Annotated in this window: 25 protein-coding genes and 1 pseudogene; 17 read left to right on the plus strand and 9 right to left on the minus strand. The window is 66.7% G+C overall.

The window, feature by feature from the left end; all coding sequences use genetic code 11:
• Positions 1–43: 43 nt before the first annotated feature.
• The 7 genes from F4X41_03375 to F4X41_03405 all read left to right on the plus strand — a co-directional run bounded on the left by F4X41_03375 (position 44) and on the right by F4X41_03405 (position 5,283).
• Entirely contained in the window at positions 44–808 is a 765-nt protein-coding gene (locus F4X41_03375) for a YebC/PmpR family DNA-binding transcriptional regulator (GenBank protein ID MYB16065.1), read from the plus strand.
• Positions 789–1,307 carry a crossover junction endodeoxyribonuclease RuvC gene (locus tag F4X41_03380; protein MYB16066.1) on the plus strand — a complete coding sequence of 173 codons (519 nt, stop codon included), beginning with the start codon at positions 789–791 and terminating at the stop codon, positions 1,305–1,307. The genes F4X41_03375 and F4X41_03380 overlap by 20 nt, the downstream gene beginning before the upstream one ends.
• A complete protein-coding gene (locus F4X41_03385) occupies positions 1,304–1,891 on the plus strand; it encodes a Holliday junction branch migration protein RuvA (protein MYB16067.1) in 588 nt (195 codons plus the stop codon). The genes F4X41_03380 and F4X41_03385 overlap by 4 nt, the downstream gene beginning before the upstream one ends.
• A 138-nt stretch (positions 1,892–2,029) precedes the next feature.
• Positions 2,030–3,082 (plus strand): Holliday junction branch migration DNA helicase RuvB, encoded by a 1,053-nt coding sequence (gene ruvB, locus F4X41_03390; GenBank protein MYB16068.1) that lies wholly within the window; start codon positions 2,030–2,032, stop codon positions 3,080–3,082.
• 11 nt (positions 3,083–3,093) lie between these two features.
• Complete coding sequence (locus tag F4X41_03395) at positions 3,094–3,363, plus strand: acylphosphatase (protein MYB16069.1); 270 nt, start codon at positions 3,094–3,096, stop codon at positions 3,361–3,363.
• A 16-nt stretch (positions 3,364–3,379) separates the two neighbouring features.
• The gene (gene acpS, locus F4X41_03400; protein MYB16070.1) at positions 3,380–3,751 is read left to right on the plus strand and encodes a holo-[acyl-carrier-protein] synthase; all 372 of its coding nucleotides are present in this window, start codon (positions 3,380–3,382) and stop codon (positions 3,749–3,751) included.
• Complete coding sequence (locus F4X41_03405) at positions 3,748–5,283, plus strand: NAD(P)H-hydrate dehydratase (protein MYB16071.1); 1,536 nt, start codon at positions 3,748–3,750, stop codon at positions 5,281–5,283. Before acpS ends, F4X41_03405 begins: the two co-directional genes overlap by 4 nt.
• Here the strand turns inward: F4X41_03405 and F4X41_03410 are convergent.
• Together F4X41_03410 and F4X41_03415 are read right to left on the minus strand one after the other, a co-directional pair.
• Complete coding sequence (locus F4X41_03410) at positions 5,280–6,455, minus strand: UxaA family hydrolase (protein MYB16072.1); 1,176 nt, start codon at positions 6,453–6,455, stop codon at positions 5,280–5,282. The genes F4X41_03405 and F4X41_03410 overlap by 4 nt on opposite strands.
• Entirely contained in the window at positions 6,452–6,847 is a 396-nt protein-coding gene (locus F4X41_03415) for a UxaA family hydrolase (GenBank protein ID MYB16073.1), read from the minus strand. Before F4X41_03415 ends, F4X41_03410 begins: the two co-directional genes overlap by 4 nt.
• Between F4X41_03415 and F4X41_03420 the strand changes: the two genes are divergently transcribed.
• Positions 6,810–7,607, plus strand: a complete 798-nt coding sequence (locus tag F4X41_03420) for a hypothetical protein (protein MYB16074.1) — start codon at positions 6,810–6,812, stop codon at positions 7,605–7,607. The two genes, F4X41_03415 and F4X41_03420, sit on opposite strands and share 38 nt — an antisense overlap.
• A 9-nt stretch (positions 7,608–7,616) precedes the next feature.
• Here F4X41_03420 and F4X41_03425 read toward each other — a convergent pair whose 3' ends face one another.
• Positions 7,617–8,378, minus strand: coding sequence for a RibD family protein (locus F4X41_03425; protein MYB16075.1), 762 nt, complete (start codon positions 8,376–8,378; stop codon positions 7,617–7,619).
• Here F4X41_03425 and F4X41_03430 point away from each other — a divergent pair.
• On the plus strand, positions 8,269–10,446 hold the full coding sequence (locus tag F4X41_03430) for a thioredoxin domain-containing protein (GenBank protein ID MYB16076.1): 2,178 nt from the start codon (positions 8,269–8,271) through the stop codon (positions 10,444–10,446). The two genes, F4X41_03425 and F4X41_03430, sit on opposite strands and share 110 nt — an antisense overlap.
• A 33-nt stretch (positions 10,447–10,479) precedes the next feature.
• On the opposite strand, the gene F4X41_03435 is transcribed toward F4X41_03430, so the two are convergent.
• The 4 genes and pseudogenes from F4X41_03435 to F4X41_03450 all read right to left on the minus strand — a co-directional run bounded on the left by F4X41_03435 (position 10,480) and on the right by F4X41_03450 (position 13,491).
• Entirely contained in the window at positions 10,480–11,661 is a 1,182-nt protein-coding gene (locus tag F4X41_03435) for a mandelate racemase (GenBank protein ID MYB16077.1), read from the minus strand.
• A gap of 66 nt (positions 11,662–11,727) precedes the next feature.
• Positions 11,728–12,459: pseudogene (locus F4X41_03440) on the minus strand (rRNA pseudouridine synthase).
• A gap of 418 nt (positions 12,460–12,877) precedes the next feature.
• Positions 12,878–13,252, minus strand: a complete 375-nt coding sequence (locus F4X41_03445; GenBank protein MYB16078.1) for a type II toxin-antitoxin system VapC family toxin — start codon at positions 13,250–13,252, stop codon at positions 12,878–12,880.
• Positions 13,246–13,491: a type II toxin-antitoxin system Phd/YefM family antitoxin gene (locus F4X41_03450; protein ID MYB16079.1), complete on the minus strand. Its 246-nt coding sequence runs from the start codon at positions 13,489–13,491 to the stop codon at positions 13,246–13,248. The genes F4X41_03445 and F4X41_03450 overlap by 7 nt, the downstream gene beginning before the upstream one ends.
• A 363-nt stretch (positions 13,492–13,854) precedes the next feature.
• Between F4X41_03450 and F4X41_03455 the strand changes: the two genes are divergently transcribed.
• The 4 genes from F4X41_03455 to F4X41_03470 all read left to right on the plus strand — a co-directional run bounded on the left by F4X41_03455 (position 13,855) and on the right by F4X41_03470 (position 18,152).
• Positions 13,855–15,282, plus strand: a complete 1,428-nt coding sequence (locus F4X41_03455; protein ID MYB16080.1) for an amidase — start codon at positions 13,855–13,857, stop codon at positions 15,280–15,282.
• Positions 15,110–16,687, plus strand: coding sequence for an amidase (locus F4X41_03460; protein ID MYB16081.1), 1,578 nt, complete (start codon positions 15,110–15,112; stop codon positions 16,685–16,687). Before F4X41_03455 ends, F4X41_03460 begins: the two co-directional genes overlap by 173 nt.
• A 94-nt stretch (positions 16,688–16,781) precedes the next feature.
• Positions 16,782–17,171: a hypothetical protein gene (locus tag F4X41_03465; GenBank protein ID MYB16082.1), complete on the plus strand. Its 390-nt coding sequence runs from the start codon at positions 16,782–16,784 to the stop codon at positions 17,169–17,171.
• Positions 17,172–18,152, plus strand: a complete 981-nt coding sequence (locus F4X41_03470; protein ID MYB16083.1) for an HD domain-containing protein — start codon at positions 17,172–17,174, stop codon at positions 18,150–18,152.
• A 6-nt stretch (positions 18,153–18,158) separates the two neighbouring features.
• Here F4X41_03470 and F4X41_03475 read toward each other — a convergent pair whose 3' ends face one another.
• Complete coding sequence (locus F4X41_03475; protein MYB16084.1) at positions 18,159–19,415, minus strand: multidrug efflux MFS transporter; 1,257 nt, start codon at positions 19,413–19,415, stop codon at positions 18,159–18,161.
• Between the two features lie 116 nt (positions 19,416–19,531).
• Positions 19,532–20,791: a multidrug efflux MFS transporter gene (locus F4X41_03480; protein MYB16085.1), complete on the minus strand. Its 1,260-nt coding sequence runs from the start codon at positions 20,789–20,791 to the stop codon at positions 19,532–19,534.
• 260 nt (positions 20,792–21,051) lie between these two features.
• On the opposite strand from F4X41_03480, the gene F4X41_03485 reads away from it, so the two are divergent.
• From F4X41_03485 to F4X41_03500, 4 genes are all read left to right on the plus strand, one after another.
• Positions 21,052–22,440, plus strand: coding sequence for an NAD(P)/FAD-dependent oxidoreductase (locus tag F4X41_03485; protein ID MYB16086.1), 1,389 nt, complete (start codon positions 21,052–21,054; stop codon positions 22,438–22,440).
• 9 nt (positions 22,441–22,449) lie between these two features.
• Complete coding sequence (locus F4X41_03490; protein MYB16087.1) at positions 22,450–23,334, plus strand: hypothetical protein; 885 nt, start codon at positions 22,450–22,452, stop codon at positions 23,332–23,334.
• 123 nt (positions 23,335–23,457) lie between these two features.
• The gene (locus F4X41_03495) at positions 23,458–24,144 is read left to right on the plus strand and encodes an RraA family protein (protein ID MYB16088.1); all 687 of its coding nucleotides are present in this window, start codon (positions 23,458–23,460) and stop codon (positions 24,142–24,144) included.
• Positions 24,145–24,151: 7 nt separating this feature from the next.
• Positions 24,152–24,931 carry a biotin--[acetyl-CoA-carboxylase] ligase gene (locus F4X41_03500; GenBank protein ID MYB16089.1) on the plus strand — a complete coding sequence of 260 codons (780 nt, stop codon included), beginning with the start codon at positions 24,152–24,154 and terminating at the stop codon, positions 24,929–24,931.
• Positions 24,932–25,036: the final 105 nt, after the last annotated feature.

Raw genomic sequence — 25,036 nt, forward strand, 5'->3', positions numbered from 1 at the left:
ATAGACTTGACGGGTAACCGCATGTCATTGAGTCTTCCGGGAGTTGATCGCCGCCATGTCAGGACACTCCAAATGGTCGACGATCAAGCGCAAAAAGGGCGCCAATGACGCCAAGCGCGGCCAGATTTTCTCCAAGCTGGCGCGCGAGATCATGGTCGCCGCGCGCAGCGGCGGCGAGGTGATCGAAAACAACAACCGCCTGGCGATGGTGGTGCAGCGGGCCAGGGCCGTGAACATGCCCAACGCCAACATAGAGCGAGCGATCGCACGCGGTGCCGGAGGGGGCGACGCGGCCAACATGGAGGAGATTACGTACGCCGGTTACGCCTCCGGCGGCATCGCCCTGTTGATCGACGTGATCACCGACAACCGCAACCGCTCCGTGGCCCAAATCCGCAATACGCTGGAGGGCGCCGGCGGCCGGATGGCCGACACCGCGTCAGTGGCGTGGCTGTTTGAAAACCAGGGGCAGATTCTGGTCGAGGCGGCCGGCCGGGACTTCGACGATGTCTTCGAGGCGGCGGTCGAGGCCGGCGCCGATGACGTTGAAGCGGCCGATGGCCAAATATCGATCCTGACCGGTCCCTCCGATCTGGATTCGGTGCGGCGTTCGCTGGTCGCGGGCGGACTCGAAGTCAAGCAGTCCGAACTGATCCGGGTCGCCACCAATCCGGTCGCGGCCTCGGACCGAGATTCCACCGCCCTGCTAAAGCTGATCGATGCCCTGGAAGAACTTGACGACGTGCGCCAGGTCGAATCAAACCTCGAGCTCTCCGACGAGCTGGTAGCTGATTTCGCCGCCGGCTGATGACCTGACCCTGGGCATCGATCCGGGGACCGCCAACCTCGGCTGGGCGCTCGTCAGCGGCGACGCGCAGCCGAACCTAGTGGAGTGGGGAGTGATCCATTCACCACGGCGCAGCAGCCTGGGCGAACGACTCGAAGCGATCGATAAGGGTCTGCGCCAGATCCTCGCCAGCCACCCGGTGACCGATCTGGCGATCGAACGGCAGGTGTTCGTCAAGAACGTGACCAATGCCGCGTCGGTCTTCTGCGCTTGCGGGGTGATCATGCTGGCCGCCCACCAGAACGGGTTGCGGGTTGCCGAATACACGCCCACCCAGATCAAAGCGGCGGTGACCGGTTCGGGCAACGCCGGGAAGCGAGACGTTCAGGACTGGCTGACCAGGATCCTTGAGTGCAAGACTCCGATAACGCCCGATCACGCCGCCGACGCGGCAGCGGCCGCTATCTGCCACATCCATAACCGCGACATTGAGCGCGGGCTCGGCCGCCGAATAGCGTGATCGCCCGCATCCGCGGCACGATCTGCGCCGCCGACCCGGAACGGGCGCTGGTCGAGTTGCAACCCGAAGGCATCGGCGTCGTCCTGCGCGTTTCGGTCAGCCAGAGTCTGCTGAACCGGGTCCAGGTCGACGACTTCGTCGACTTTCCGACCCACCTGCATGCCGGCGACTCCGGCCCGGAGCTTTTCGGGTTTGACGACAGCGCCGAGCTAAAAGTGTTCGCCCTGTTGCTGACCGTGCCGCGGATCGGGCCCAAACTGGCCCAGCGGATCGTCTCCGAACTTTCGCCGCGACGGATCGCGGTCGCAGTCAACGGCGAGGATGAGAAGACCCTCCGGTCGGTAAGCGGTGTCGGCGCCCGGGCCGCTTCGCGCATAGTCGTCGACCTAAAAGGCAAGCTCTCGGAGGCCGAGTTTGGTGCCCTGCAACCGGGCGGGACGACCGACGACACCGAGGAGGCGCTGGCGGTTCTGGAGGGTCTTGGATATCCGCGCGCGGTGGCGGTCGACGCTCTGGCGGCAGGCGCCCGGCCCGGCATGTCCGTCGAACAGCAGATAAGCGCCGCGCTTGGAACCCTGGCCTAGACGGCCGGGCGCTTGGGGGTAAGAATCGTAAAAAGCTCCCGCCGTTCGATTCCGGACGCAAGAATTCCCGCCGGCAGGAGACGTCGGGTCGGGTTCGAACGGGTGGGAGCGGGCAAGAAGGAGCGGGATTAGGGCGATATGGCCGAATCGATCATGGCGCCGGAACAGAGCACGCCCGACAAGCAGTTCGAACAGGCGCTGCGGCCGCGTTCGCTGGCCGACGACGAATTCATCGGCCAGTCGCGCGTAAAGACGCGCCTCAAGATCCTCATCGAAGCAGCGCTGGGACGGGGTGAGCCGACCGACCACGTGCTGCTGGCCGGTCCACCCGGACTTGGCAAGACTTCGCTGGCGCACATCATCGCCTCCGAAACCGGATCCAGCATCCGGATCAGCTCGGGGCCGGCCCGGGGGCGGCCCGGCGATCTGGCGGCGCTGCTGAACAGCCTGCGCGCCGGCGACGTCTTGTTCATCGACGAGATTCACCGCCTCAGCAAGGTGGTCGAGGAGATCCTCTACCCGGCCATGGAGGACCGCCAACTCGACCTGGTGACCGGACGCGGTTCAGGCGCTGCCCAGCGGACCTACCGGATCGCGATCGAGCCGTTCACCCTCGTGGGAGCAACCACCCGGCTTGGGTTGTTGTCGGCGCCGTTGCGCGACCGCTTCGGGGAAATCTACCGATTGGACTACTATTCGGACCCGGAATGCGCCGCGATCATCAATCGGTCGGCGGGCCTACTCGAGGTCCAGATCCGGCCCGAGGCCGCCGAAATGATCGCCACCCGCGCACGCGGGACGGCGCGAGTCTGCAACCGGCTGCTGCGTCGCGTCCGCGACTACTGCCAGGTCAAAGGCGACGGATCGATCACGACAGAGCTGGCCGACGATGCCCTGGAGATGCTGGACATAGACCGCCAAGGGCTCGACGACATGGACCGCCGGATCCTGGCCACGATCGTGCGCAAGTACGACGGCGGACCGGTCGGGATCAACACGATCGCGGCTTCGCTTTCGGAGGACCCTGCCACCATCGAGGACTACCACGAGCCCTATCTGTTGCAGATCGGTTACCTTGCCCGCACGCCGCGCGGGCGGCAAGCGACCCGCCGGGCGTTCGAACACCTGGGCCTGACGGCCCCCAAGCGGGTTGATGACCCCGGCCAGCTCGCATTCGGGATCGACCCCTAGGAGGGCCAGGGTTGGCTACCCGTCGATTGCTGGTGCTCGGTAGGGTCCAGCAAGTGGGATATCGCGCCTTCGTTTTGCGGCGGGCCGGCGAGCTGGGGCTTTCGGGGCACGTCCGAAACACTGCGGACGGAAGGGTTGAGGTGATCGCCAGCGGGCCTGCAAGCGACCTTGACCGCCTGGAAGAATTCCTCCGCGACGGCCCGCCGCTGGCGGTTGTGGCCGGAGTCGAATCGACCTCCCTGCCAGAACGAAACTTCCAGGGATTCCAGGTACTTGCCTGAAGCGTTGCTGCGCCCGGTGGCGGGCGTCGACCTGATCGAAATCGCGCGCATCGCGGCGGTCCTGAAACGGCACCCGCAGCGGTTCCTGGACAAGGTATTCACCCCGGCCGAAGTCGGCTATTGCCGCGGCCGGGTACCAGAACTGGCGGTTCGCTTCGCGGCCAAGGAAGCCATCTCAAAGGCTTTGGGCACGGGGCTCAAGGGAATCTATTTCAGGGAGATGGAAATCTACAACGACCGCCGCGGCAAGCCGCTGGTGCGGCTGCACGGGGCGGCGGCCCGCCGGGCCGGCGAACTCGGCATCGCAACCCTTGAGGTGAGCCTGAGTCACACCGACGAGCTCGCAATTGCCCAGGTGGTCGGCCTGGCGACGGGGGAAGGTTCATGATCCGGGTTTGCACGGTCGACCAGATGAGGTCCGCCGAGAATGCCGCGATCGATGCCGGCACCGGAGTCGATGAACTGATGCTGCGGGCCGGCTCGGCGATGTTCGCCGTCATCGCCGGCCAGTTTGACGAACTAACCGGCAAGTCCGCGACGGTGCTCGTCGGGCCCGGCTCGAACGGGGGCGACGGGGTCATAGTCGCCGCGCGCCTGGCCGAGGCCGGCTGCCGCGTGCGGCTCATCTGCTCGCGTCCGCGGGACGACGCGGCTGCTGCCGCCGCCGGCAATCCGGCGATCGAATTGATCCACCACTCCGAGGGCTCCGCAAATCGATCAGCGGAGGATTCGGATCTGGTAGTCGATGCCCTGCTGGGGATCGGTTCGGCTCCCCCGCTGCGCGGGTCGGTGGCCCAGATGCTCAGCGAGATAGGAGCTCCGGGGGCGCTCAAGGTTGCGCTGGACATGCCGTCGGGGATTGACGCCCAGACCGGCGCCGCAGACGCTGCAGCATTCGCGGCCGACCTAACGATTTGCGCCGGGCCCTGCAAGCTGGGCGTGTTGCAGTTCCCGGCCCGGCCCTTCGCCGGCCGCATCCTTACAACCGACATCGGCCTGGGAGACCCGGGTTCGGGTCACGCCCTGGACGCCGACGTTGCCGCCGGTCTCCTTCCCCGGCGCCCGGTAGACGCCCACAAGGGGACGTTCGGGCGAGTACTGGCAGTCGCCGGCTCGGCCCGTTACCGTGGCGCCGCCGGCTTAGTCTGCGGCGGGGCATTGCGCGGCGGCGCCGGTTATGTCGAGCTGGCGGCCATCGAACCAGTAGCGGCGACGGTGTCGGCGCACCTGCTGGGACCCATCTACACGGTCTTGGAGGAAACGGCGGGCGAGCTGCGGCCGAATGCGATAGGGGTACTGAAGGCGGCCGCCACCCGGGCGGCCGCTATCGCGGCCGGGCCGGGACTGGGGACCGGCGCCGGACCGGAGCGGGTCATCGACTGGCTTACGGGCCCGGACGGACCCGATCGACCGATCGTCCTGGACGCAGACGCGCTGAACCTGATTTCTCCGCTGCGATGTGAATCAGCCCCGAACTCCGCTGGCGAGGTGGTCCTAACGCCCCATCCCGGGGAAATGGCGCGCCTGCTGGGAGTCGGTCGCGATCGCGTGCAGGCCGACCGCCTGTCGTCGGCCCAGTCCGCCGCCGCGCGCAGCGGCGCGGTGGTAGTGCACAAGGGCGCCGGCACGATCGTGGCCCGTCCCGATGGCCAGTACTGCATCTGTCCGCTGATAGCGCCGGGATTGGCCAGCGCCGGAACCGGGGACGTGCTAACCGGCCTGGTCGCAGCTCTGTTGGGGAGCGGCCTGGCGGCCTGGGACGCGGCGCGCCTGGGCGTATACCTGCACGCGCGCAGCGGACAACTGGCGGCCGCGGTCCTGGGCGCGCCGGGGGTGCTGGCGGCGGATCTGCCGCGCTATATCCCCGAAGCCTGGAGCGAACTCTCGGACCGGAATCGGGCCAGCCCGGGCAACCCCTAAAAGCTGGGTCCGGGCAGATAGTACTGGACCGGATCGAAGAACCGCAGCATCTCGGTTCGGGCCAACCGCCCCGAGGCCACCTCAAGCACCAGATCGAAGAGCTCGTCGCCCATTTCTTCGATCGATCGTCCGTCGGAAATGACCGGACCGGAGGAGAAATCGACGCCGGCAACCCGGGCCGCGGTCGTTGGATTGCCGGTCACCCACATCTGCGGCGCGACTATCCCCTGCCCTCCGGTCAGGGTCCGGCGCGACCACCCACCGCCGCCGAGCTGGAAAAAGACGATGTTGCAGCCGGCCCCGGCCATCCCGGGCAGGACCACCACGTGCGAAACCGAGCTGTCCATGAAGTAGAGTCCGGGCGCTGCGGGGCGTTCCGCGTACTCGAGAACGCCGACGATCGGCGCGGTGCCGCCCTTGTGAACCGCGCCCAGGCTCTTTTCTTCCAGCGTGCTGATGCCGGCCGCGATATTGGCCGGAACGGGATTTATCGTGCGGATGTCCTGGCCGACGCCGCGCGCCACTTCCTCGTGGTTCTCGATCAGCTCCAGGAATTGCCGCCGGACCTGCGGATTGACGCAGCGGTCGGCAAGCTCGTGCTCGGCCCCGATCACCTCGGTCGTTTCGGAGAAAATCGCGGTCCCGCCGGCGTCGACCACGCGGTCGAACATCCGTCCGAGTGAGGGGTTGCCGACCAGACCCGAGGTCGGATCGGAGGCGCCGCACTTGACACCCACCTGCAGATTGGATGCATCAACTTCCCGGCGGCGCTGGGCCGATGCGTCGTGGACCAAGCGCGCCGCCGCCCGGCTGCCCTTGGCGATAGCATCCCATCCGTCGCAGTCGATGATTTCGACCGGCTTGCCGGCCGCGCGGCACGGTTCCTCGGCATGCAAACCGTTGAGCATCCCCTCGTTGATCTTGCCGCCGGCGGTGACGATCACCACCGCGTACACGTTCGGGTTCAACGCCAGACCAACGTGCATGCGGGCGATGGTCTCGCGATCGGAACGCGTCCGGGCGACCCCCAGATCGGCCGAAGTGGGTGTGACCGTGCCGTCGACCATGCTCACGATCTGCTGGCATTCCCAGCCGCCGGGCAGGATCAGGACGTGGTTGCGGGTTCCGGCGCTGCCGTCGGGCCGCGGGTAGCCGAGGAATGTCGCGCTCATCCGGTTCTCCCGGTGTCCCCGCCGGCACGCAATCCGGCCAGGTTGTGTACGTGGACGAGCGTTCCGACCGCGATATCGGCCGTAGCCTGCCCAATCGACGCGCCGTACTTGTAGATCTGTTCGCCGGCCGAAATCTCAGCGATCGCGATCTTGAACCCAAAGGGAATCTTCTCGGCGGCGTTGATCAGCAGCCGGTCCGTTCCCGTATTGATGGTCACCGCCTGGCCGTCCTCGGCCGCGCTGACCATGGTTGCGACGTTATCCTTCGCGGCCAATCTGATGGCGCTGGCGGCGGTCATTCGGCCCCTCGTTCCTACAATTTCGGGTTGCAGCCGAACCCGATCCGGATCATTTGTGGACGACGACCTAGAGTCTAGGCGCCCCGACGCCATCCCCTGGGGGTTTTGGTCATTCGCGCGGGTCGCCTACCTGGTTTTTTCCGACAACCCGATCCTGGCGGTCTGGCTGGGCATAGGGACGATCGCATCTTTCCTGGCCGGCCGCTTCCTGCTGCCCGCTACGCCCGCGTTCGACGCGGCGACCGACTTTGCCGAACTGGGCGACTTCTTCCTGGCCACGGCGGCGATATTCGCGGTCCTGTTCCTGATCGGACTCCTGCTGGAGGTCGGGGTCACCTTCAACGGACTTGCTGCCTACCGCCAGTTCGGGGTCGACCTGCGGGCGGGTTGGCGGGTGATCCAGGGATGTCTGCCGGGAATCTTCCTGTTCGCGCTGTCCTGGTTGGCGTTGGCCCTGGCAATCGGCGCAGTGGTCGGTTTCCTGGCCTTTGTCAATCCCGCGCTGGCGGTGATCGGAGCCCTGCTGGGAGCCGGTGCCGTGGTCGGATATCTGTTCGTCTCGTTCTATTTCGTACCGCTGCTGGTAGACACCGGCGCCAGCGTGCCCAACCTGCTGCGCGAATCATTGCGCCTGGCGCGCCTGACCGGATCCGAAATCGTGCTCTACTGGATCGTTTCCGTCGCCGCCGCGATCCTGACCTCGCTGATTACCTCCGAAAGCGGGATTTTGAGCGTCGTGGCCCTGGTGGTCGCCAATCTGGCCAACATGCTGCTGCTGACTTTCCTGGCGGTCCTGCGCTGCATCATCTACGAGAACTCGGTCGAGCGGTTCGCGCCCGAATCCGAGCCCTAGCCGAGCGCTTCAGCCGGTCCGGGACACGCGGTAACGCAGGAACAGTTCCTGGCCTTCGCGCCGGACGTCGGCCAGTTCCAATCGCGGCACGTTTTCCGGGGAGAACGGCGAGCGGCCTCCGATCAGACGCAGGCCGTCGGGATCGCCCAGCAGGCGTGGCGCAACGGTGAGCAGCAATTCATCTACCAGTCCGGCTTCCAGCAGCGAACGAAGCAGGGTCGGACCGCCCTCGCAGAGGACCCGCCGCACTCCGCGACACTCCCCCAGGCGGGCCAGCACCGCCGCCAGATCCATCGGCCGCTCCGGGAATTCCCAGACATCACAGACTGCCGCGACCGCCGGGTCGAGGAGTTCCGGGGAGGGCGTGCAGATCAGCGGGCGGTGGTGCCCGTCGGCACCGGCCACCATGGCCGCGGCGGGATCGATGTTTCCGCGATTGGTAACCGCCACCACCAACGGTGGCGAACGGCCCAGTTCGGCCAGCGCGGCCAGCAACGTGGGGTTGCCGAGATCGCGGCGCGGGTTGATTTCGAGGGTCCTGGATCCGCGCAGGATGGCATCGAAGTGAATACGCAGCCGGCGCATGCTGCGACGGTCGGCCGGGCCGGAAAAATGCCGGTAGCCCGGCCCCGGTTTGCGCGCCGAGCCATCCGCGGTGATGATGAAATTGGCGGCCACGAACGGGCGTTGCGCGGTCCCGGCCGGGAAACTCGCCCGGTCGTACACACCGGGCGGATCGAAATCGTCCATCGCTGGCTGCCAGCTTCCCATAGGCCCAAAACTGCCCCATGCTAATCGTCCGGACTCCCTAGTGCCCAACCGCCTGGCCAAAGCAACCAGCCTGTACCTTCGCCAACACGCCGACAACCCGGTCGACTGGTACGAGTGGGGGGAGGAGGCGTTCGCCGCCGCTCGCTCCCAGAACAAGCCGATCTTCCTTAGCGTGGGTTACTCGGCCTGCCACTGGTGCCACGTGATGGCCCACGAGTCGTTCGAGGACCCGGCCCTGGCCAGTCAGCTCAACGCCGATTTCATTTCGATCAAGGTGGACCGCGAAGAGCGGCCCGACGTGGATTCGATATACATGAACGCGGTCGTCGCCCTCTCCGGCCAGGGCGGCTGGCCGATGAGCGTTTTCCTAAAACCCGGCGGCGAGCCCTTCTACGGGGGCACCTACTTTCCGCCGCAATCGCGCTACGGAATGCCTTCGTTCTCGCACCTGCTCGAACAGATCGCGGACGCCTGGCGCGAGCGGCGCGAGGACGTGGACAGTTCGGCCGGGCAGCTGGTGGAACGCCTCAACCAGTTCGAGAGCCTGGGCGGCGTCGAGCTGCCCGAAGACCTGGCCATGCGCGCGGCTACCGCCATCTGCGCCGGATTCGACTACGAGAACGGCGGCTGGGGCGACCAGCCCAAGTTCCCTATGGCCATGACGATCGATTTCCTGCTGGGACGGTTCGCCCAGGCCGGCGACCGGCCGGCCCTGGAGACCGCGCTGCGATCGCTTGACCGGATGGCCCTGGGCGGGATATTCGATCACCTCGGCGGCGGCTTTCACCGCTACTCGGTCGACGCCGTCTGGCTTGTCCCGCATTTCGAAAAAATGCTCTACGACAACGCCCAGCTATCCGGCTGCTACCTGCACGCCTGGCAGCTGACCGGCAACCAGCGCTACCTGGACGTGGCCCGGCGCACGTTCGACTACGTGCTCTCGGAAATGCGCGGCCCGCAAGGCTGGTTCTACGCCGCCCAGGACGCCGACTCGGAAGGCGTGGAGGGCAAGTACTACCTCTGGGATCTGGACGAGGTCCAGCAGCTCCTGGGTGATGACGCCAAGGCCGTCTGCAGCTACTTCGACGTGACCCTGGGCGGGAATTTCGAGGGTCGCAACATACTGCACGAACCGTCCGACCCTGCGCCGCTGGCCAGCCGCCTGGGAATCTCCACCGGGCAGCTGCTGGCCAAGGTGGCAGCCGCCCGCGAGACGCTGCTCGGCGCCCGCCGGTCCCGCATCGCGCCGGCGACCGACCGCAAGGCGGTCGCTTCCTGGAACGCGCTCATGCTCTCGAGCCTGGCCCAGGCCGGGGCGGCGCTCGATGAGCCCACCTATCTCGAGGCGGCGCGGGCGAACGCCGAATTTCTGCTCGATCAGATGTCCCCTGACGGGAAACTGGTCCACTCCTGGGCGGAAGGTCGGGCCGGGAAGGTCGGATTCCTGGAGGACTACGCTGCGCTCGGGGATGCGCTGCTGACCCTGTACGAGGCCGATTTCGAACCGCGCTGGTTCGGGTTGGCCCAGGACCTGGCCGAGGCGATCCTGGAGCGATTCGTGGACGCCGACGGCAACCTGTGCGACACCGCTACCGGGCAGGACGACCTGATCGTGCGACCGCGCCGCCGCGAAGACAACGCCACTCCCGCGGGGGCGTCCCTGGCCGCCAGGCTCATGCTGCGCCTCTGGGCGCTTACCGGCCGTGAGGAGTGGCGCGAGCGGGCCGAGGCGGCGATTCCGGGACTGGGCGAGACTTTCATCCGCCACGGAACCGCGTTTTCAATGTGGCTGCAATCGGTCCTCTGGCTCGATGGGCGGGCCCAGCAGGTGGCCATCGCCGGTGAGAAGGACTCGGCCGAGGTCCGCGCGCTGGTGGAGCAGGTGCGCGCCAACTGGCGCGCCGACCGCGTGCTGGCGGTCGGCGGGGAGGACGGACCGCCGCTACTGGACGGCCGCGAGCCGATCAACGGCCGGGCAACCGCCCATGTCTGCCGGCGGTTCGTCTGCCAGCAGCCGGTGACCGATCCCGGGGAACTGCGCTCCCAACTCCGGGACGAGACCGGCTGACCAAGGCGCCGGAATCACGGCGCAATCAGGCGTTCAGCCCCCGGCCAGCATGGCGTGCTCGGTCTGGTGGGCCCGCACCCAGTCCCAGTCGATCGTCACCCCGAGCCCGGGACCGTCGGGGGCGTACACGTTGCCGTTGGAATCGATCGAGTCCAGGTTGTCGGCAAAGTCCGCGTACACGGGATGGTGCGGTGCGTTGGTCTTGACGTTGGGATGGACCAGGCCCAATTCGTAGTAATTGGTGTTGCGGATCGCCGACATCAGATGGCGGTGCACCGGGCCGGGCGTGTGCAGCTCCACGTCCAGCCCGAGTCCCTCGGCGGCGTGCGCGATCTTCATTACTCCGGTCACCCCGCCATCCTGGTAGGCGCCGGCACGGACGAAGTCGGTCGCGTCGGCGATGGCGAAGTTGATCGTCTGCTCCGGCAGCCGGATATGTTCGGTCTGCAGTAGCGGGGTCTTTATCAACTGGCGCAGCTTGCGATGGGCCAGCGTCGCAACGCCGCCGTCCTGGTAGGCGTCCTCGAGCCAGAAGAAGTTGGCCTCGTCGCAGGCCCGCCCCACTGCCAGCGCCTGGCCGAAAGTGGCCAGCTCGCAGGCCGGGTCCAGCATCAGGTCCATCCGGGCGCCGACCGCCGCCCGCACCGCCAGGATGTTGTCGATTTCCCGCTGCACGTTCGATCCGGCCAGGCCCCAGCCGTGAATTTTGAAGGCCGGATAACCCATATCGCGGCAGCGGACCGCGAACTCGGCGAACTGGTCCGGGGTGGTGAGCCCGCCGTTTTCGTCGCCGTGGACAGTCGACGCGTAAGCGGCCAGCGGTCGGCGGGTGCCGCCGAGCAGGCGGTAGAGCGGTTCGTCGTACATCTTGCCGGCGATGTCCCAGAGGATGATGTCGATCACTCCCACGCCGGTCATGTCGAACTGGCGCAGGGCGCGCTTGGTCTCGTTGTAGATCTGCTCGCGCGCGGTCACGTCCTTGCCGATCAGGTAACCGGCGCACATTGCCACCTGGGTCCGCGCCGGAGGGGCGTGGATGGGGAATTCGCCAGTGATGCCGGCGTCGGTGTGGATCTGGATGATGGCTCCGACCTGCTTGAGCTTGTCGCCCGGCGCGTAGACCAGATTGAAGCCGTGGCGGTCGGTACCCATGTCGTCGGTTAAGAACTCGTATGTCGTCATTTCGACGCCGGTGATGACGGGTCCGCTTCTCATGGCCGGTTCCTTTGCATTTGGTCCGCCGACGGCGAATCCCTCGGTGGTTTCAGCGCCAGACCATTTTCAAGTGCCGGTTCCCTGATCTGCGCCGCCCGCGACTCGCTTGAGTTCGGCGATTTCGGCTCGCGTGAGATCACGCTGCTGGCCCGGTCGCAGGGAGTCGATCCGCAGGCCGGCGAATTCGGTCCGCACCAGGCGCCTGACCCGCTTCCCGCAGGCGGCGAGCATGCGCCTAATCTGGCGGTTGCGCCCCTCCCGCAGGGTCATCGCCAGGACGGTGCGGTCGCCGTTCTGGGATCGCACTCGGACTTCGGCCGGGCGAGTTCGGCGGTCGCCGATCACCATCCCTTTCCGCAGTCGCAGCAGGTCGCCGCCGGCCAACTGACCATCGACCGTGACCAGGTAGCGGCGCCGGTGACCAAAGCGCGGGTGGGTGAGTCGATTGGCCAGTTCACCGTCGTTGGTCAGCAGCACCAGCCCTTCCGACAAGCGGTCAAGGCGCCCGACCGGAAATACCCGCACCTTGGGATCGACAAGGTCGAGAACGGTTTTGCGGCCGCGGTCGTCGGCGGCGGTCGTTAACACCCCGCGCGGTTTGTTCAGCAGGATGTACTCCAGCGCTGGTGCGCGATCTTGCAGCAACCGGCCGTCGAATTCGATCCGGTCCGATCGCGCATCGACGATCTGGCCGACGTGGCCGGGTTCCCCGTTTACTAGCACCCGGCCGGAGGCGATCGCATCCTCCATCGCTCGCCGCGACCCCAGCCCATTGCGGGCCAGAACGACGTGCAAACGGAGGCTAGAGTCCTTTTGCGGACGATCGTTGGATTTCACCAGGGCTAATCCGCTCCCGGCCTACCGTGCTCATTCCGAGAAACCACTCGCTTCGGCTGCCGGGTCCAATTCCCCGGATCTCGGGGAGAAGCCGCGCCTCGCCCTGAATTCGAGGGAGTCATCCGGCCGGTCAACAGGCCGGTCAACTTCCGGGCTGGTTCATACTCCCGCCATTGGCTCCTGGACAGTGGCACGCCGGTTTGATCTGAAATGCTCGACTCCGGCGCAGTCGCTCCGCCGGTCGCGCACGAGGGTGCGACCGCACGGACGGGGAACCGGAGACCTTGCTGATCGAATTTGAAATCCGGCCCGGGACTCGCAGACCGATGTGCCTTCGGCGCCTGGTCGCCCCACCCATCCAAGCGTGGCTTGGAATCCATCAAGCAAACAGCATCTTGGCATCGTAGCTCGCCAGTCGCCGATCGGATGTCACCAGGACTAGCCCCCTCGCCAGCGCTTGAGCGACCAGCATCCGGTCGAAAGGGTCTCGGTGGTGCCGGGGCAGCTCGCCGGCCAAGCGGGCGTCAGCTGCATCGATGGCGAGCCCTTCGAAACCGTCGTTGTCGATGTCGAATACCTCGTTTCCGACCCGGAGTTTTCCAAGCGATCGCTTCACGCTGATTTCCCAAATGGTGGCCGCGCTCACAAACACTGCGTTTTCCGGGTCGGCGATTGCGCCGACGGCCGAATCGGACAGCGACTGCCCCGCTACCCACCGCAGCAGCACGCTCGTGTCCAACAAGACGTTCACGATGAACCCGAATCCGCGCCTTCGAAATCCGCGACGACCCCCGCGGGCGTCTCGTCAAAGTCCGGAGCTACCCACACCGTGCCGCCTAACCTGCCTGGTCGGCGAGGAGTCTGCGGAAACGTGTATGGCACCAGACGCGCAATTGGCCGCCCGGCCCTTCCTAGCACCAACTCTTCGCCGTCGGCAACTCGGTCCAGGAGCTTCGACAAATTCGTCTTGGCCTCATAGACGTTGATAACCATCTGAACCTCTCGGTCACAGTCTTATTGGTCTGGTCTAGTCTAGTCCTTCCAAAAGAATTGATTTTCGATGAGCAATATCGAATCCGCCCGCCAGGTGGTGAGCCGGTTCTGCGAGCGCCGTCCGCGTTTCCGCCAGATTCCTTGACCAAGGTCGGCGACTCACCGGCCGGTTGCGTTTCCGGCAGCTTTATCGACCCCGGGTCGTGGCACACCGAGGCCCTGATTCCAAGTCTGGGAAAAGGCGGTCCAGTAGTCGGACAACAGACTGGAATTGCGCGGGGAGGTCCCAGTTCCACATCCGAGGCGGGCCGGTTGCAGGCCGATGATTCGGCGCGTAAGGCCGACTGGCGGAGACCCACTAAAATGCGGCCACTTCGCCGCATCTGCCGGGTAATGGCCATCTCCGACAACGACTCAATTCTGTTCGCCGAGGTCTCCGAGCAAATCGCCGCGCTGCGCGGCGGGCATATCTCGCCGGTTGAATTGGTCGAGGCGCACCTTGGCCGGATCGAGAGCCAGCCGGCATTCTCCGATGCCTGGATGGAGGTGTTCGCCGAATCGGCGCTGGAGCAGGCCGCCGCCCTGGGTTCGTCCGACCTTGAGAAGCCTCTGGGCGGCATTCCGGTCGCCTCCAAGGATCTATTCGACATCGCCGGGATGGTGACCACCGCGGCCTCGCCCACCCGCCTGGGGGCGGCGTCTGCGCCGGAGGACTCCCACGTAATAGCCCGCCTGCGCCAAGCCGGCGCAATCATCCTCGGCAAGACCGTGCTGCACGAATTCGCTTTCGGCGTGACCGGAGTGAACCCGCATTTCGGGACGCCCCCCAACCCGTGGCGGCGCGACCGGGTGCCGGGTGGGTCTTCCTCCGGGTCGGCGGTCGCGGTTGCGATCGGTGCCGCGCCGCTGGCGCTGGGCTCGGACACCGGCGGATCGATCCGCCTGCCGGCCGCCTTGTGCGGTATCAGCGGCCACAAACCCACCTACGGATTCGTCTCTAAACGTGGCGTTTTTCCGCTGTCGCTGAACCTGGACCACGCGGGCCCGATGGCCCGGTCCGCGCAGGACTGCGCGATCATGCTCGATGCCATCGCCGGCTACGACCCGCGCGACCCGTACTGCCCGCCGGGCGAGCGCATCAAGACTGAGGAACGAATTGGCCGGTCGATCGCCGGCTGGAGGATCGCCATTCCCGACGATGAACACTTCGCCGACCTTCAATCCGAAGTCGGGTCCGCGATCGAGCGCGCCATCGCGACCCTGGGGGAACTTGGGGCGGTGCTGGTGGAAGTGCCGATGCCCTGGGCCGGTCCGGCTTTTGCCAACAATTCCGCAATGGTGCCGGCCGAGGCCGCCTACATCCATCGCGAGCTGCTGGGGGACTCGGACCTCGGCCGGGTCTCGCCCGACACCCAGGCCCGGCTGCGGGCGGCTTTTGCGACCTCGGCAGTCGACTACCAGGAACGCGTTGACCGCCGCGCCGAGATCGTCCGGGCCGCCGAGCTGCTCCTGACCGAATACGATCTTCTGCTGACCCCGAGCTGCTACCGCACGGCGGGACTGCTCGAAGGCGCCGACACCCGGCGCTACCTGCGCGACGTGGCTTTTACCGGAATTTTTGACCAGACCGGCCAGCCTTCAATCTCGGTGCCGTGCGGGTTCGACTCCGAGGGCCTGCCCATCGGTCTCATGCTCACCGCCCGGCGCTGGCGCGACGACCTGCCGCTCACCGCCGCCCACGCTTTCCAGCAGGCCACCAGCTGGCACCGCGCCCGGCCCCGGTTGGACTAGCCGGGCGGTGGCCGACCAACTCTGCTACCTGGGGCTGGCCGAGGCGGCCCGCCTGATCCGCGATCGCCGCCTCGGATCGCGCGAGCTCGTCCAGGCCTGCATTGACCGCTACAACGCCCTGCCGCCGCACCAAAGCGCTTTCATAGACCACCAGGCCGAGGCCGCGCTTGCCGCCGCCGACGATTGCGACCGCAACGACTCGGCGGCAACCGGCGTACTGGCCGGGATCCCGCTGGTCCTGAAAGACAACCACGACGTTGTCGGCCGCGCCTACAGCGGCGGATCGTTGGTCCTATCGAGCGATCCGGCCCCGGCTGACTCGAGCCCGGTGCGGCAGCTCAAGTCGGCCGGCGCGATCATCGTCGGATTCGCCAACATGCATGAACTGGGGTTCGGCGCGTCCAACATCAACCGGCACTTCGGCACTCCGGCCAACCCCTGGGACCGGGAGCGGGTGCCGGGCGGATCTTCGGGCGGGACCGCGGCGGCGGTCGCGGCCGGCATGGCGGCCGGCGGGACAGGTACCGACGCCGGCGGTTCGATCCGCACCCCGGCCGCGCACTGCGGAATATGCGGCCACAAGCCGACCTTCGGTCTGGTCGCAAAGTACGGGGTTCTTTCGCTCACCCCGAGCCAGGGCGTAGTCGGGCCGCTGGCTCGCTCGGCCGAAGACCTGGCGCTGCTGCTGACCGCCTTGACCGGGCATGATCGGCGCGATCCCTATAGCGTCGACGTCGGCCAGATCGATCACCGCGCCGTCCTGAAACTGGGCGTGGGCGGCAGACGTCTGGCAGTCCCCACCGAGCATTTCTTCGACGATCTGCCGCCCGAGATAGTTGCCAACGTCGAGGCCGCGATCTCGGTCTGGGAGTCGCTGGGGGCCGAAATCCACCGCGTCCCGACGCCCTGGGCCGCGCCGGCGGTCGAACCGAACCGCCAACTTACCGCGATCGAAGCCGCGCACCAGTTGCGCCATCTAATGGCGGACGATGCGCGTTTCTCGCAGCTGGCCGCCGACGTGCAGCACCGACTGCTCGAATCGGCCACCGCTACCTCGGGGCGCTACCTGGAACTCATGGATCGAATGAGAGCGCTCACCCGCGCCGCCGAGGATTTCTTCGACGACTACGACGCCCTGATCACGCCCACCAACTACACCACCGCCGGACGGGCCGACAACCCTGACCTGATTACCGAGTACCTGCGTATGGACGCTATTCCCGGGGTATTCAATCTCACCCGGCAACCCTCGGTGGCGATCCCCAGCGGTTTCGATTCGCAGGGCCTGCCCACCAGCGTCTTGATCTCGACCCGCCAGTTCGGCGATGCGATGGCGCTGCGGATCGCCCATGCGTTTCAGCAGGTCACCGATTTCCACGTCCGCGTGCCGACCGCCGTTGGCTGAATTCGGGTGGCAGCCGTGCCAGAATTTTTTGGAGCGATGCGACCCGTAGATTCCAAGCTACCCGGTCGATAGCCGCCGCGGGGGCGCAGCTGAGATGAGTTCGAATCAGAACTGGGAAGACGAAATCCGCGAGATACTGCGGCGCAAGCAGTTCGAGGATCCGCCGCCCACCGGGCCCCGGCCGCTGGACCGCATAGGCGATTTCGTCAAGTCGCGTTTCGCCACGCCGGGTCAGATGGCCACAACCGGGGCGGTCCTGCTGTGCGTCTCGCTGCTGCTGGCCATCTTCCCGGTCATGCGCCTGGTGGTCCCGCTGACGGCCACCGCCGGAGTGATCATGCTTTTTGTCGCCTATCTGTCAGTCGTCGGATTTGGGAAACGGGGCCGACCGCGAGGCAAAAAAATGTGGCGTGGACGGCTGGTCAATGACCGGCCCCAGCCGGGCCGCCTGGGAAGGTTCCTCGATCGCTGGCGGCGCGGTTAGATGAGCAACGCGCTAAAGGTCGCTGAAATCCAATCCGGTACCCGTATCGACGGCGTGATGTTGCTGAGCACGTCCGAACGCCGGCAGGACCGCAACGGAAACGATTACTGGCAGGGCGAACTCAAGGGGGCAGATCGCCAGAGTGTGGTGGCCCGGTTCTTCCGCCCGCCGGAATCGGCATTCGAGCTCGAACCCGGCAGCGTGGTTGAGGTGCGCGCGCAGGCCGACACGTTCCGCGATCAGCTGAACCTGAAGATCGAGTCGATTGCGGCGGTTCCCGACGCCGCCGCGGTCGAAGACTTCAGCCCGTCCTCGGCGCGCGACCCGCAGGCGATGTTTGCCGAGTTAGACGCCTATCTGGACAAGTTGCAGGAGTCGTCACCGACTATCGCGGCGGTGTGCGCCGGCGTTCTGGCGCGTGAGGAAGTCGCGAGTGGGATTACCCACTGGTGGGCGGCCCAGCGGCGCCATCACGCCTTCCGCGGTGGATTGCTCGAACACATCCTGGAGATGCTGGCCCTGGCCGAAACCCTTTGCGATCTTTACCGGGAACTGGACCGCGACCTGGTGCTCGCCGGTTGCATCCTGCACGACCTGGGCAAGCTGGTCGAACTCGCCCCGCGCGGCGCCGAATACGGTTATTCGGCCGCCGGGTCGTTGGTCGGACACATCGCAATTTGCGACAGCTGGGTGGCCGAAGCGTGCGCCGAGGCAAGTGCCGACGAGGAGTTGACCATGCGACTGCGCCATCTGGTGCTGTCCCACCACGGCGAGCGGACCATGGGCGCGGTGGTCGAGCCGGCCACGCCGGAGGCGATGGCGCTGCACCTGCTCGACTACCTTTCCTCGCAACTGCGCCAGGCAGTCGACGCGGTCGAAGAACTGGGTTCACCGGGCGCGGTCAACGCGGAGGGAATGGCCAACCGCCGCGACTGGCGTTTCCAACGCTTCTGGTACGGGGGCTCGGGCGAGGCCGAATAGTTCGCACTAGCCGCGCGCCGCCAGGACGTTGATCTCGCTGCGCCGGAGCAGTAGCAGCAGCGCCGGGACCAAGCAGGCGGCCATGAGCCCGATCGCCGGACCAACTCCCAGCCAGGGTGTAAACAGCGAACCGAAGACCAGCGGACCCATCGCGGCCCCGGTCCCCATGAACAGCCCCGAAATCCCGTATACCGTACCCCGATCGGCGGGGTCGGACGCGAACGCGATCAGGGTCCGGCCGAGGGGATTGATCAAACCGGCGCAAAACCCCTGCAAGGCGCGAGTCCACATGAACAGCGACAGGTCGCCGGTGAACCCCTGCGGCAGAAACAGGACCACCATGCCCAGGATTCCGGCGAACAGTACCTGCCGGTAACCCCAGCGGTCGGCGAGACGCGAGGCCAGCAGCACTCCGGCAAACATCGTCGCCGCGAAGATGCTGGCCGCCAGACCGGTGAAAAGGGGTACCCGCTCGGGGGCGGCCATCTCCTGAATCCGCAACGGAATGATGTAGTTGATGCCCAGGTTGGTCATCCAGAATCCGCCGCTCAGCAGGAACGCGAAAAGCACGGTCGGGTTGACCGTCGAGCGCGCCCGGCCAAAGCTCCCGGCCATCCGGCGCAGCGGGCTCAGACGGGTCGGGGCCGCCAGCGCTGGCGGGCGCAGGAAGCGCTCGCGCGCAAAAAGCAGCACGAGCAGGGCGCCTAGCAGCCCGAACCCGCCGCCGACCACGAATGTCTCGCGGATGCCGATCGCGGCCGCCAGCAGGCCGCCCGCCGCCAGTCCGACGACGCTGCCCAGCACCTGGGCGGCATCGATCCAGCCCACAACCATCGCCAGGCGGCGCCGCGGAGTCACCGAGGACACCAACGCCAGGGCCGCCGATCCCGGGCCGGCCAGAAGACCGCGGCCCATGATGATCAGGAAGACCACCGGAGCCGAATTCGCAAACGGCACCAGCAGCGTTCCCAGCGCCGAAAGCGCGATCCCGCGCACCGCCATCGGCTTGCGACCGACGCGGTCGCCGAGCATCCCCCAAAACGGCGCCCCGGCCGCGAATGCCAGACCCTGGATGAATCCGATGTAACCGGCCCAGATCGCCGATTCTCCGGGCGAGAGGCCAATCTCCTGCAGGTACAGGACCAGGAACGGCATGAAGAACGAGAGGTTGGCGTAGGTGGCGAACATCCCCCCGACCACCGCCAGCGCGGTCCGCATCCAGGCGGTTCCGAGATCGGAAAGCACGGGCCGCAGCACCGTCATCGCACTGGCCGCCCGTTCGGGGGCGAACCCGGAACCGGAATCCTGACGATCAACTCTTCAATCCGGATCCGGCGCAGCCCGGCAACCGGCCACTGCCCAACGGGGTCCGCAAGCCGCTAGCCGCGCGCCGCCAGGGCGTTGATTTCGCTGCGCCGGAGCAGCGACAGCAGGGCCGGCAGAAAACACAGCGCCCCGAGCATGAACGCCGGTCCGACTCCGATGGTCGCCGTCAGCAACGTGCCGTACAGCAGCGGCCCGGTGGCCGTTCCGACCCCGCCGAACACCCCGGAGAGTCCGTAAACCGTACCGCGATCGGCGCGGTCGGAGGCAAACGCGATCAGGGCGCGTCCCAACGGCATGACCAGGCCGGTGCAAAAACCCTGCAGCGCGCGGGCCAGCATGAACGGCCACAACTCGCCGACAAGTCCCTGAGGCAGGAACAGGACGGTTGTGCCGATGAGGCCCGCAAACAGTACCTGTCGGTAACCCCAGCGGCCGGCCAGTCGCGCCGCCAGTAGGACTCCGCCGAACATTGCCGCGGCGAACACGCTGGCGGCCAGGCCGGTGAACAAAGCCACTTGGCCGGGCTGCGCAATCTCCTGCACCCGCAGTGGCATGATGTAGCCGGTGCCCTGCTGCGACATCCACACTCCCGAACTGAGCAGGAATGCGAAGACGATGGTCGGGTTCAGCGTCGAGCGCGCCTGGGTCAGCGCGCCGCCAAAGCGTCGCATCAGGTTCCGGCCGGACGGCCCGCGGAACTTTTCCGGCCGGACGAAATCTTCGCGCGCCATCAGCAACACCAGCAACGAACCCAGCAGGCCGAAGCACCCTCCGGCGACAAACGTTTTCTGGATTCCGATCGTTGCCGCCAAGATTCCACCGGCGGCGAGGCCCAGGCTGATCCCGAGCACCTGGGAGGCATCGATCCAGCCCAGGACCATCGCCAAACGGTCGCGCGGGGTCACCGCCGACACCAGCGCGACCGCGGCGGTCCCCGGGCCGGCCAGGAACCCGCGTACCAGGATGACCAGCAAGACCGCTAGGGCCGAGTCGAATAACGGCAGCAGCAGCATTCCGATCGACGATGCGGCCATCGCCCGCACGACCATCGGCTTGCGGCCGACGCGGTCGGCCAGCATGCCCCACAGCGGCGCCGAGGTCGCGAACCCGACTCCCTGGACGAAACCGATGTAACCGACCCAGGCCGCCGATTCGGTAGGGCTCAGCCCCAGGTCCTGGAGGTGCAGCGCCAGGAATGGGACAAAGAACGAGTAGCCACAGAACGTGGCAAACATTCCCCCGACCACCGCGATCGCGTTGCGAACCCACGGGGTGCCCAGGTCGGCGCGTTCGATCGGTCGCGTTGGCGCCAAATTAACTCTCCGCCCCGGGGCGCGAAGATGGCGCGGCGAAGGCGCTGCGCTTGCTGGCGGCGGGTCGGCGGGTGGGCAATTGCCCCGGTCGCATTGGCCTGACTGGTGGCCTTCGATACGGCTGCTGGCGGCCCGTCGCCGGGCCGGTTTCCAGTCTATGGCCCGGGCCCTCGCGGGGGCAATTCCGGCCTGCGCGGCTAGAATCGCGGCGCCTCGGAAAACCCTGAGCGGAGACCCCCAAACTGGCCTTTGATTTCATCGTGATCGGCGGCGGGTCAGCCGGTTATCACGCCGCCAGCACCGCCTCCTCGGCTGGACTGCGGGTGGGGTTGATCGAGTCCGCCGAGCGCTTCGGCGGACTGTGCATCCTGCGAGGATGCATGCCGACCAAAACCCTGCTGCGCTCGGCCGAAATCGCCCAATTGGTGCGGGAATCCGACCAACTCGGGATACGCAGTTCCAGTCCGAGAGTCGATTGGCCGGCGGTCCGGCAGCGCAAGGACGAGCTGGTCGAGGAATTTGCCAGCTACCGCCAGGTTTCGGCCGAAAAGCTGGCCAACGTCGAAATAATCCGCGGCCGCGCCGAATTCCTTGGTCCAGACTCAATCGAGGTCGGCGGACAGGTGCTGAACGCGCCCAAATTTGCCGTCACCACCGGTTCGGAAATCGCCATACCGCCGCTGCCGGGACTTGAAGATGTCGGTTACATCGATTCCGACGAGGCCCAGACGTTGGACCGCCTGCCCGAATCACTGCTGGTCATCGGCGGTGGCGCGGTAGCGCTCGAATTTGCCCAGCTGTTCCTGCGGCTGGGCGTCGCGGTAACCGTCGTCCAGCGCTCGGCCCACGTGCTTTCAGGAATGGACTCGGCAATAGGAATCGCCCTGGCCGGATACCTTGAGCGCGAGGGCATGACGGTCGTCACCGAGACCGACATCCTGGGGTTTGAACGCGCGCCCGACGGCCGCAAACAGGTCAGGGTCAACACCCCGTCCGGAGAACGCACATTCGCGGCCCAGGAGATCCTGGTCGCGCTGGGCAGACGCCCGGCCACCCGCGGGCTCGGATTGGACCGCGCCGGGGTAGACACCGATCGCGGCTGGATCCTGGTCAATACCCGGATGCAGACTTCAAACCCCAACATCTACGCCGCCGGCGATTGCATCGGGCCCGAGGTCGGGCCACTGCAGGTGGTGCACACGGCGGTCCAGCAGGGCCAGATCATCGGCAACAACGTGGCCGAGAGAAAGCCCCAGGAATTTGATCTGCGGGTGGTCCCGCAGGCGGTCTTTACCGATCCGTCGGTCGGCGTAGTCGGACTTTCCGAAGTCGAAGCCCGGGACCGGCACTCCTCGGTGATAGTGGCCCAGGAGACTTTCGAGGATCAGGGCAAAGCCCTGACGATGGGCCAGAACAAGGGCCTGGTGAAGATGGTCGCAGACGGGGTCACCGGGGAGCTTCTGGGGGTTCACGTCCTGGGACCCGAAGCCGCCGACCTGATCCACGAAGCGGTCGTGGCGATGCACTATCGGGCCACAGTGGACGATTTCGCCCGCATCCCGCACCTGCATCCGACCCTGGCCGAAATCATGGTGGACCCGGCCGAAGAACTGGCCGAAATGCTGGCGATGCCAGCGCCCGCGCGGTAGCGGGCCGAGATGGCTGCACGCGCCCGCCGCGACCTGCGCGAACGCATGCAGGAAGCCGCCCTGACCAGCTGGGAGGAAGTAGGCAACGAGGACCTGGCGATATTCCGAATCGCCCGAACCGACGGAGAACCCTTCTTTCAGTTCCGGGCCGGCCAGTACGCGCAACTGGCATTCTGGGACCAGCCGGACGGCGATCCGCGCCCGCGCCAGCTGTCTATTGCCTCGGCCCCGTACGACCGCTCGGAACTCGAGTTCTACGTCGTGCTGGTACGCGACGGCGGACCCGACGGCGAGAGCCTGGGCTATTTCACCGGCACCCTCTGGCAGCACCGCAATGTCGGCGACACCCTGCTATTCATGGGCCCGGCCGGCCGCTTTGACCTGGGGCGAACCAGCGAGCCGGAGGTGATCTGCGTGGCCACCGGAACCGGGCTGGCCCCCTATGTGGCGATGGCGCGCCAAGCCCGCTCGGAACTGGAGGAAGGCGTTCTCCCGGAGCGCCGCCTGACCGTGATACACGGCGTCAGCTACGCCCGCGAACTGGGCTACCGGGCCGAACTCGAGGCGTTGGCGGCCATCCCCGAATTGGGCCTGACCTACATCCCGACCGTTTCGCGGCCCGATTCAGACCCGGATTTCGAGCCGTCGCTGGCGCGCGGGCGGGCCAACGACGTCCTGCGCCTGCTCCTGGACTGTCCGCCCAGCGGGCGGGTCGAACCTCAGCTGCCCGACGGCCATGGCGAAGTCATCAAGGACCGGCTGGGCCCGGGCCGCAGCGCCTTCTACCTCTGCGGCAACCCGGACATGATCAGCGACCTCAAGGAGGCCCTGGGTCCACTCGGCTATCAGCTCTCGGGCCGCGGCGCGCAGGTAATCACCGAGGACTATTGGTAGGCGATTCCAGCCCCGGCCAGGGTTTCGCGGCCGGTTGTCCGGCGACGGTAAACGCAAAATAGTTCTGGCGCGATCGGCGGACCGTTGCTGTAGACCGCAAGAACGTGAAAAATCGGAGCGAACATGACCCAGGAACTGCCGGCCGGACTGATTGAGAAACTGGCCGCTATCGACAGTCCGACGATCTGCAACGCGATCGAGCCCTTCAAAGTGCGCGGTCGCCACGACGGCTACCTGGGCCCCGAAATCGGCTGCTATTTCCCGGAAATGGACCCGGTCTGCGGTTACGCCGTCACCTGCACCGTTCGCAGCATCGCCGATGACGGCGACCAACGGATCGAAATGCGGCTCAAGTTCTTCGAAGCGCTCGAGGCCGCGCCCAAGCCGGCGATTTGCGTATTCAAGGACGTGTCCGACAGCCCGGGACGCGCCTCGCAATGGGGCGAGGTTTACACGACGGCGGTCAAATCTTTCGGGGCCATAGGGGTCGTCACCGACGGCGTGATCCGCGATCTGGCCGAAATCGCCGAGATCGGTGGAGTGCAGTTTTTCGCCGCCGGCACCTGTGTCTCGCACGGCCAAATGGCAACCGTGGCGGTGAACGAACCGGTCCAGATCTCAGGCTGCTGGATCAATCCCGGCGACATCCTGCACGGCGACCGCAATGGGGTGACCAAGATTCCCCACGAGATCGCCGACCAGTTGCCCGGCGCGGTCGAAGACGTGCGCAAGCGCGAGGGGGAAATGCTGGCCAAGTTCAAGCCCGGCATGACCACTGAAGACCTGCGCAAAATCTGGGCCTACCGCTAGATAACAGTTGGCGGCGAGGGACCGGGCCCGGACCGACCCTGAACAGCTCGCAGCGCTCCTGGCCGGATTGCCGATCGGGGTTGAATTCCACGACCGGATAGATTCCACCAACACCCGCGCCCGCAACCTGCTGGTGGAAGGATTGGTGGTTCCGCGCGCCATATTCGCGGACGGGCAGAGCGCGGGGCGCGGCCGGGCCGGAACCCGCTGGCACTCCCCGTACGCCGAGGGCCTGGCGCTAAGTTACGCCCTGCCCGGAGCGCGGCGCGAGCCGGCCGACCTCGTCCGCAGCGCCTGCCTGGCGCTTTGCCGGGCGCTGTGCCGCTGCGGATGCACCGCTATCGGAATCAAGTGGCCCAACGACGTGATGCTGGCTGGCCGCAAGACCGGCGGGATCCTGATCGAATCGGCCGGGGGCGGCTGGATTGTCGGGATCGGGGCGAACCTGAATAACGATCCCCGCGAACTGCCCGGGCTTACCTACCCGGCGGCGTCGGCGCGCGGGCAGCTAGGACGCCCGGTCGACCGCACCGCGGTGGCGGCCGACGTGATGGTCGGTCTTCACGCCAACCTAGCCGACCTGCCGGCGGGGTCGGGGCGGCAGCACCGCCGCTGGGTGGAGCTTTCAGTCCTGCTAGGGCGCAGGATCCGCCTGCTCGACGCCGGTCGGTCTTTCACCGGGGTTGTGACCGATCTCGGGACCGACGGCTCCCTGGAACTTGAGGACGGCGGTGTGCGCCGCCGGCACCGCACCGGCAGCGTCGACGAGGTGTTTGCCAACCGCTGAGCGAACTGCCATGACGCGCACGCCCGGACGGGCCGCTCACCAAATAAAATCGGAACCAACCGCCAAAATCTCATAAATCCCGAGCAGTGACCGTGCCCGCCGACG

The organism is Chloroflexota bacterium, from assembly GCA_009840625.1.
GTDB lineage: Bacteria > Chloroflexota > UBA11872 > UBA11872 > VXNJ01 > VXNJ01.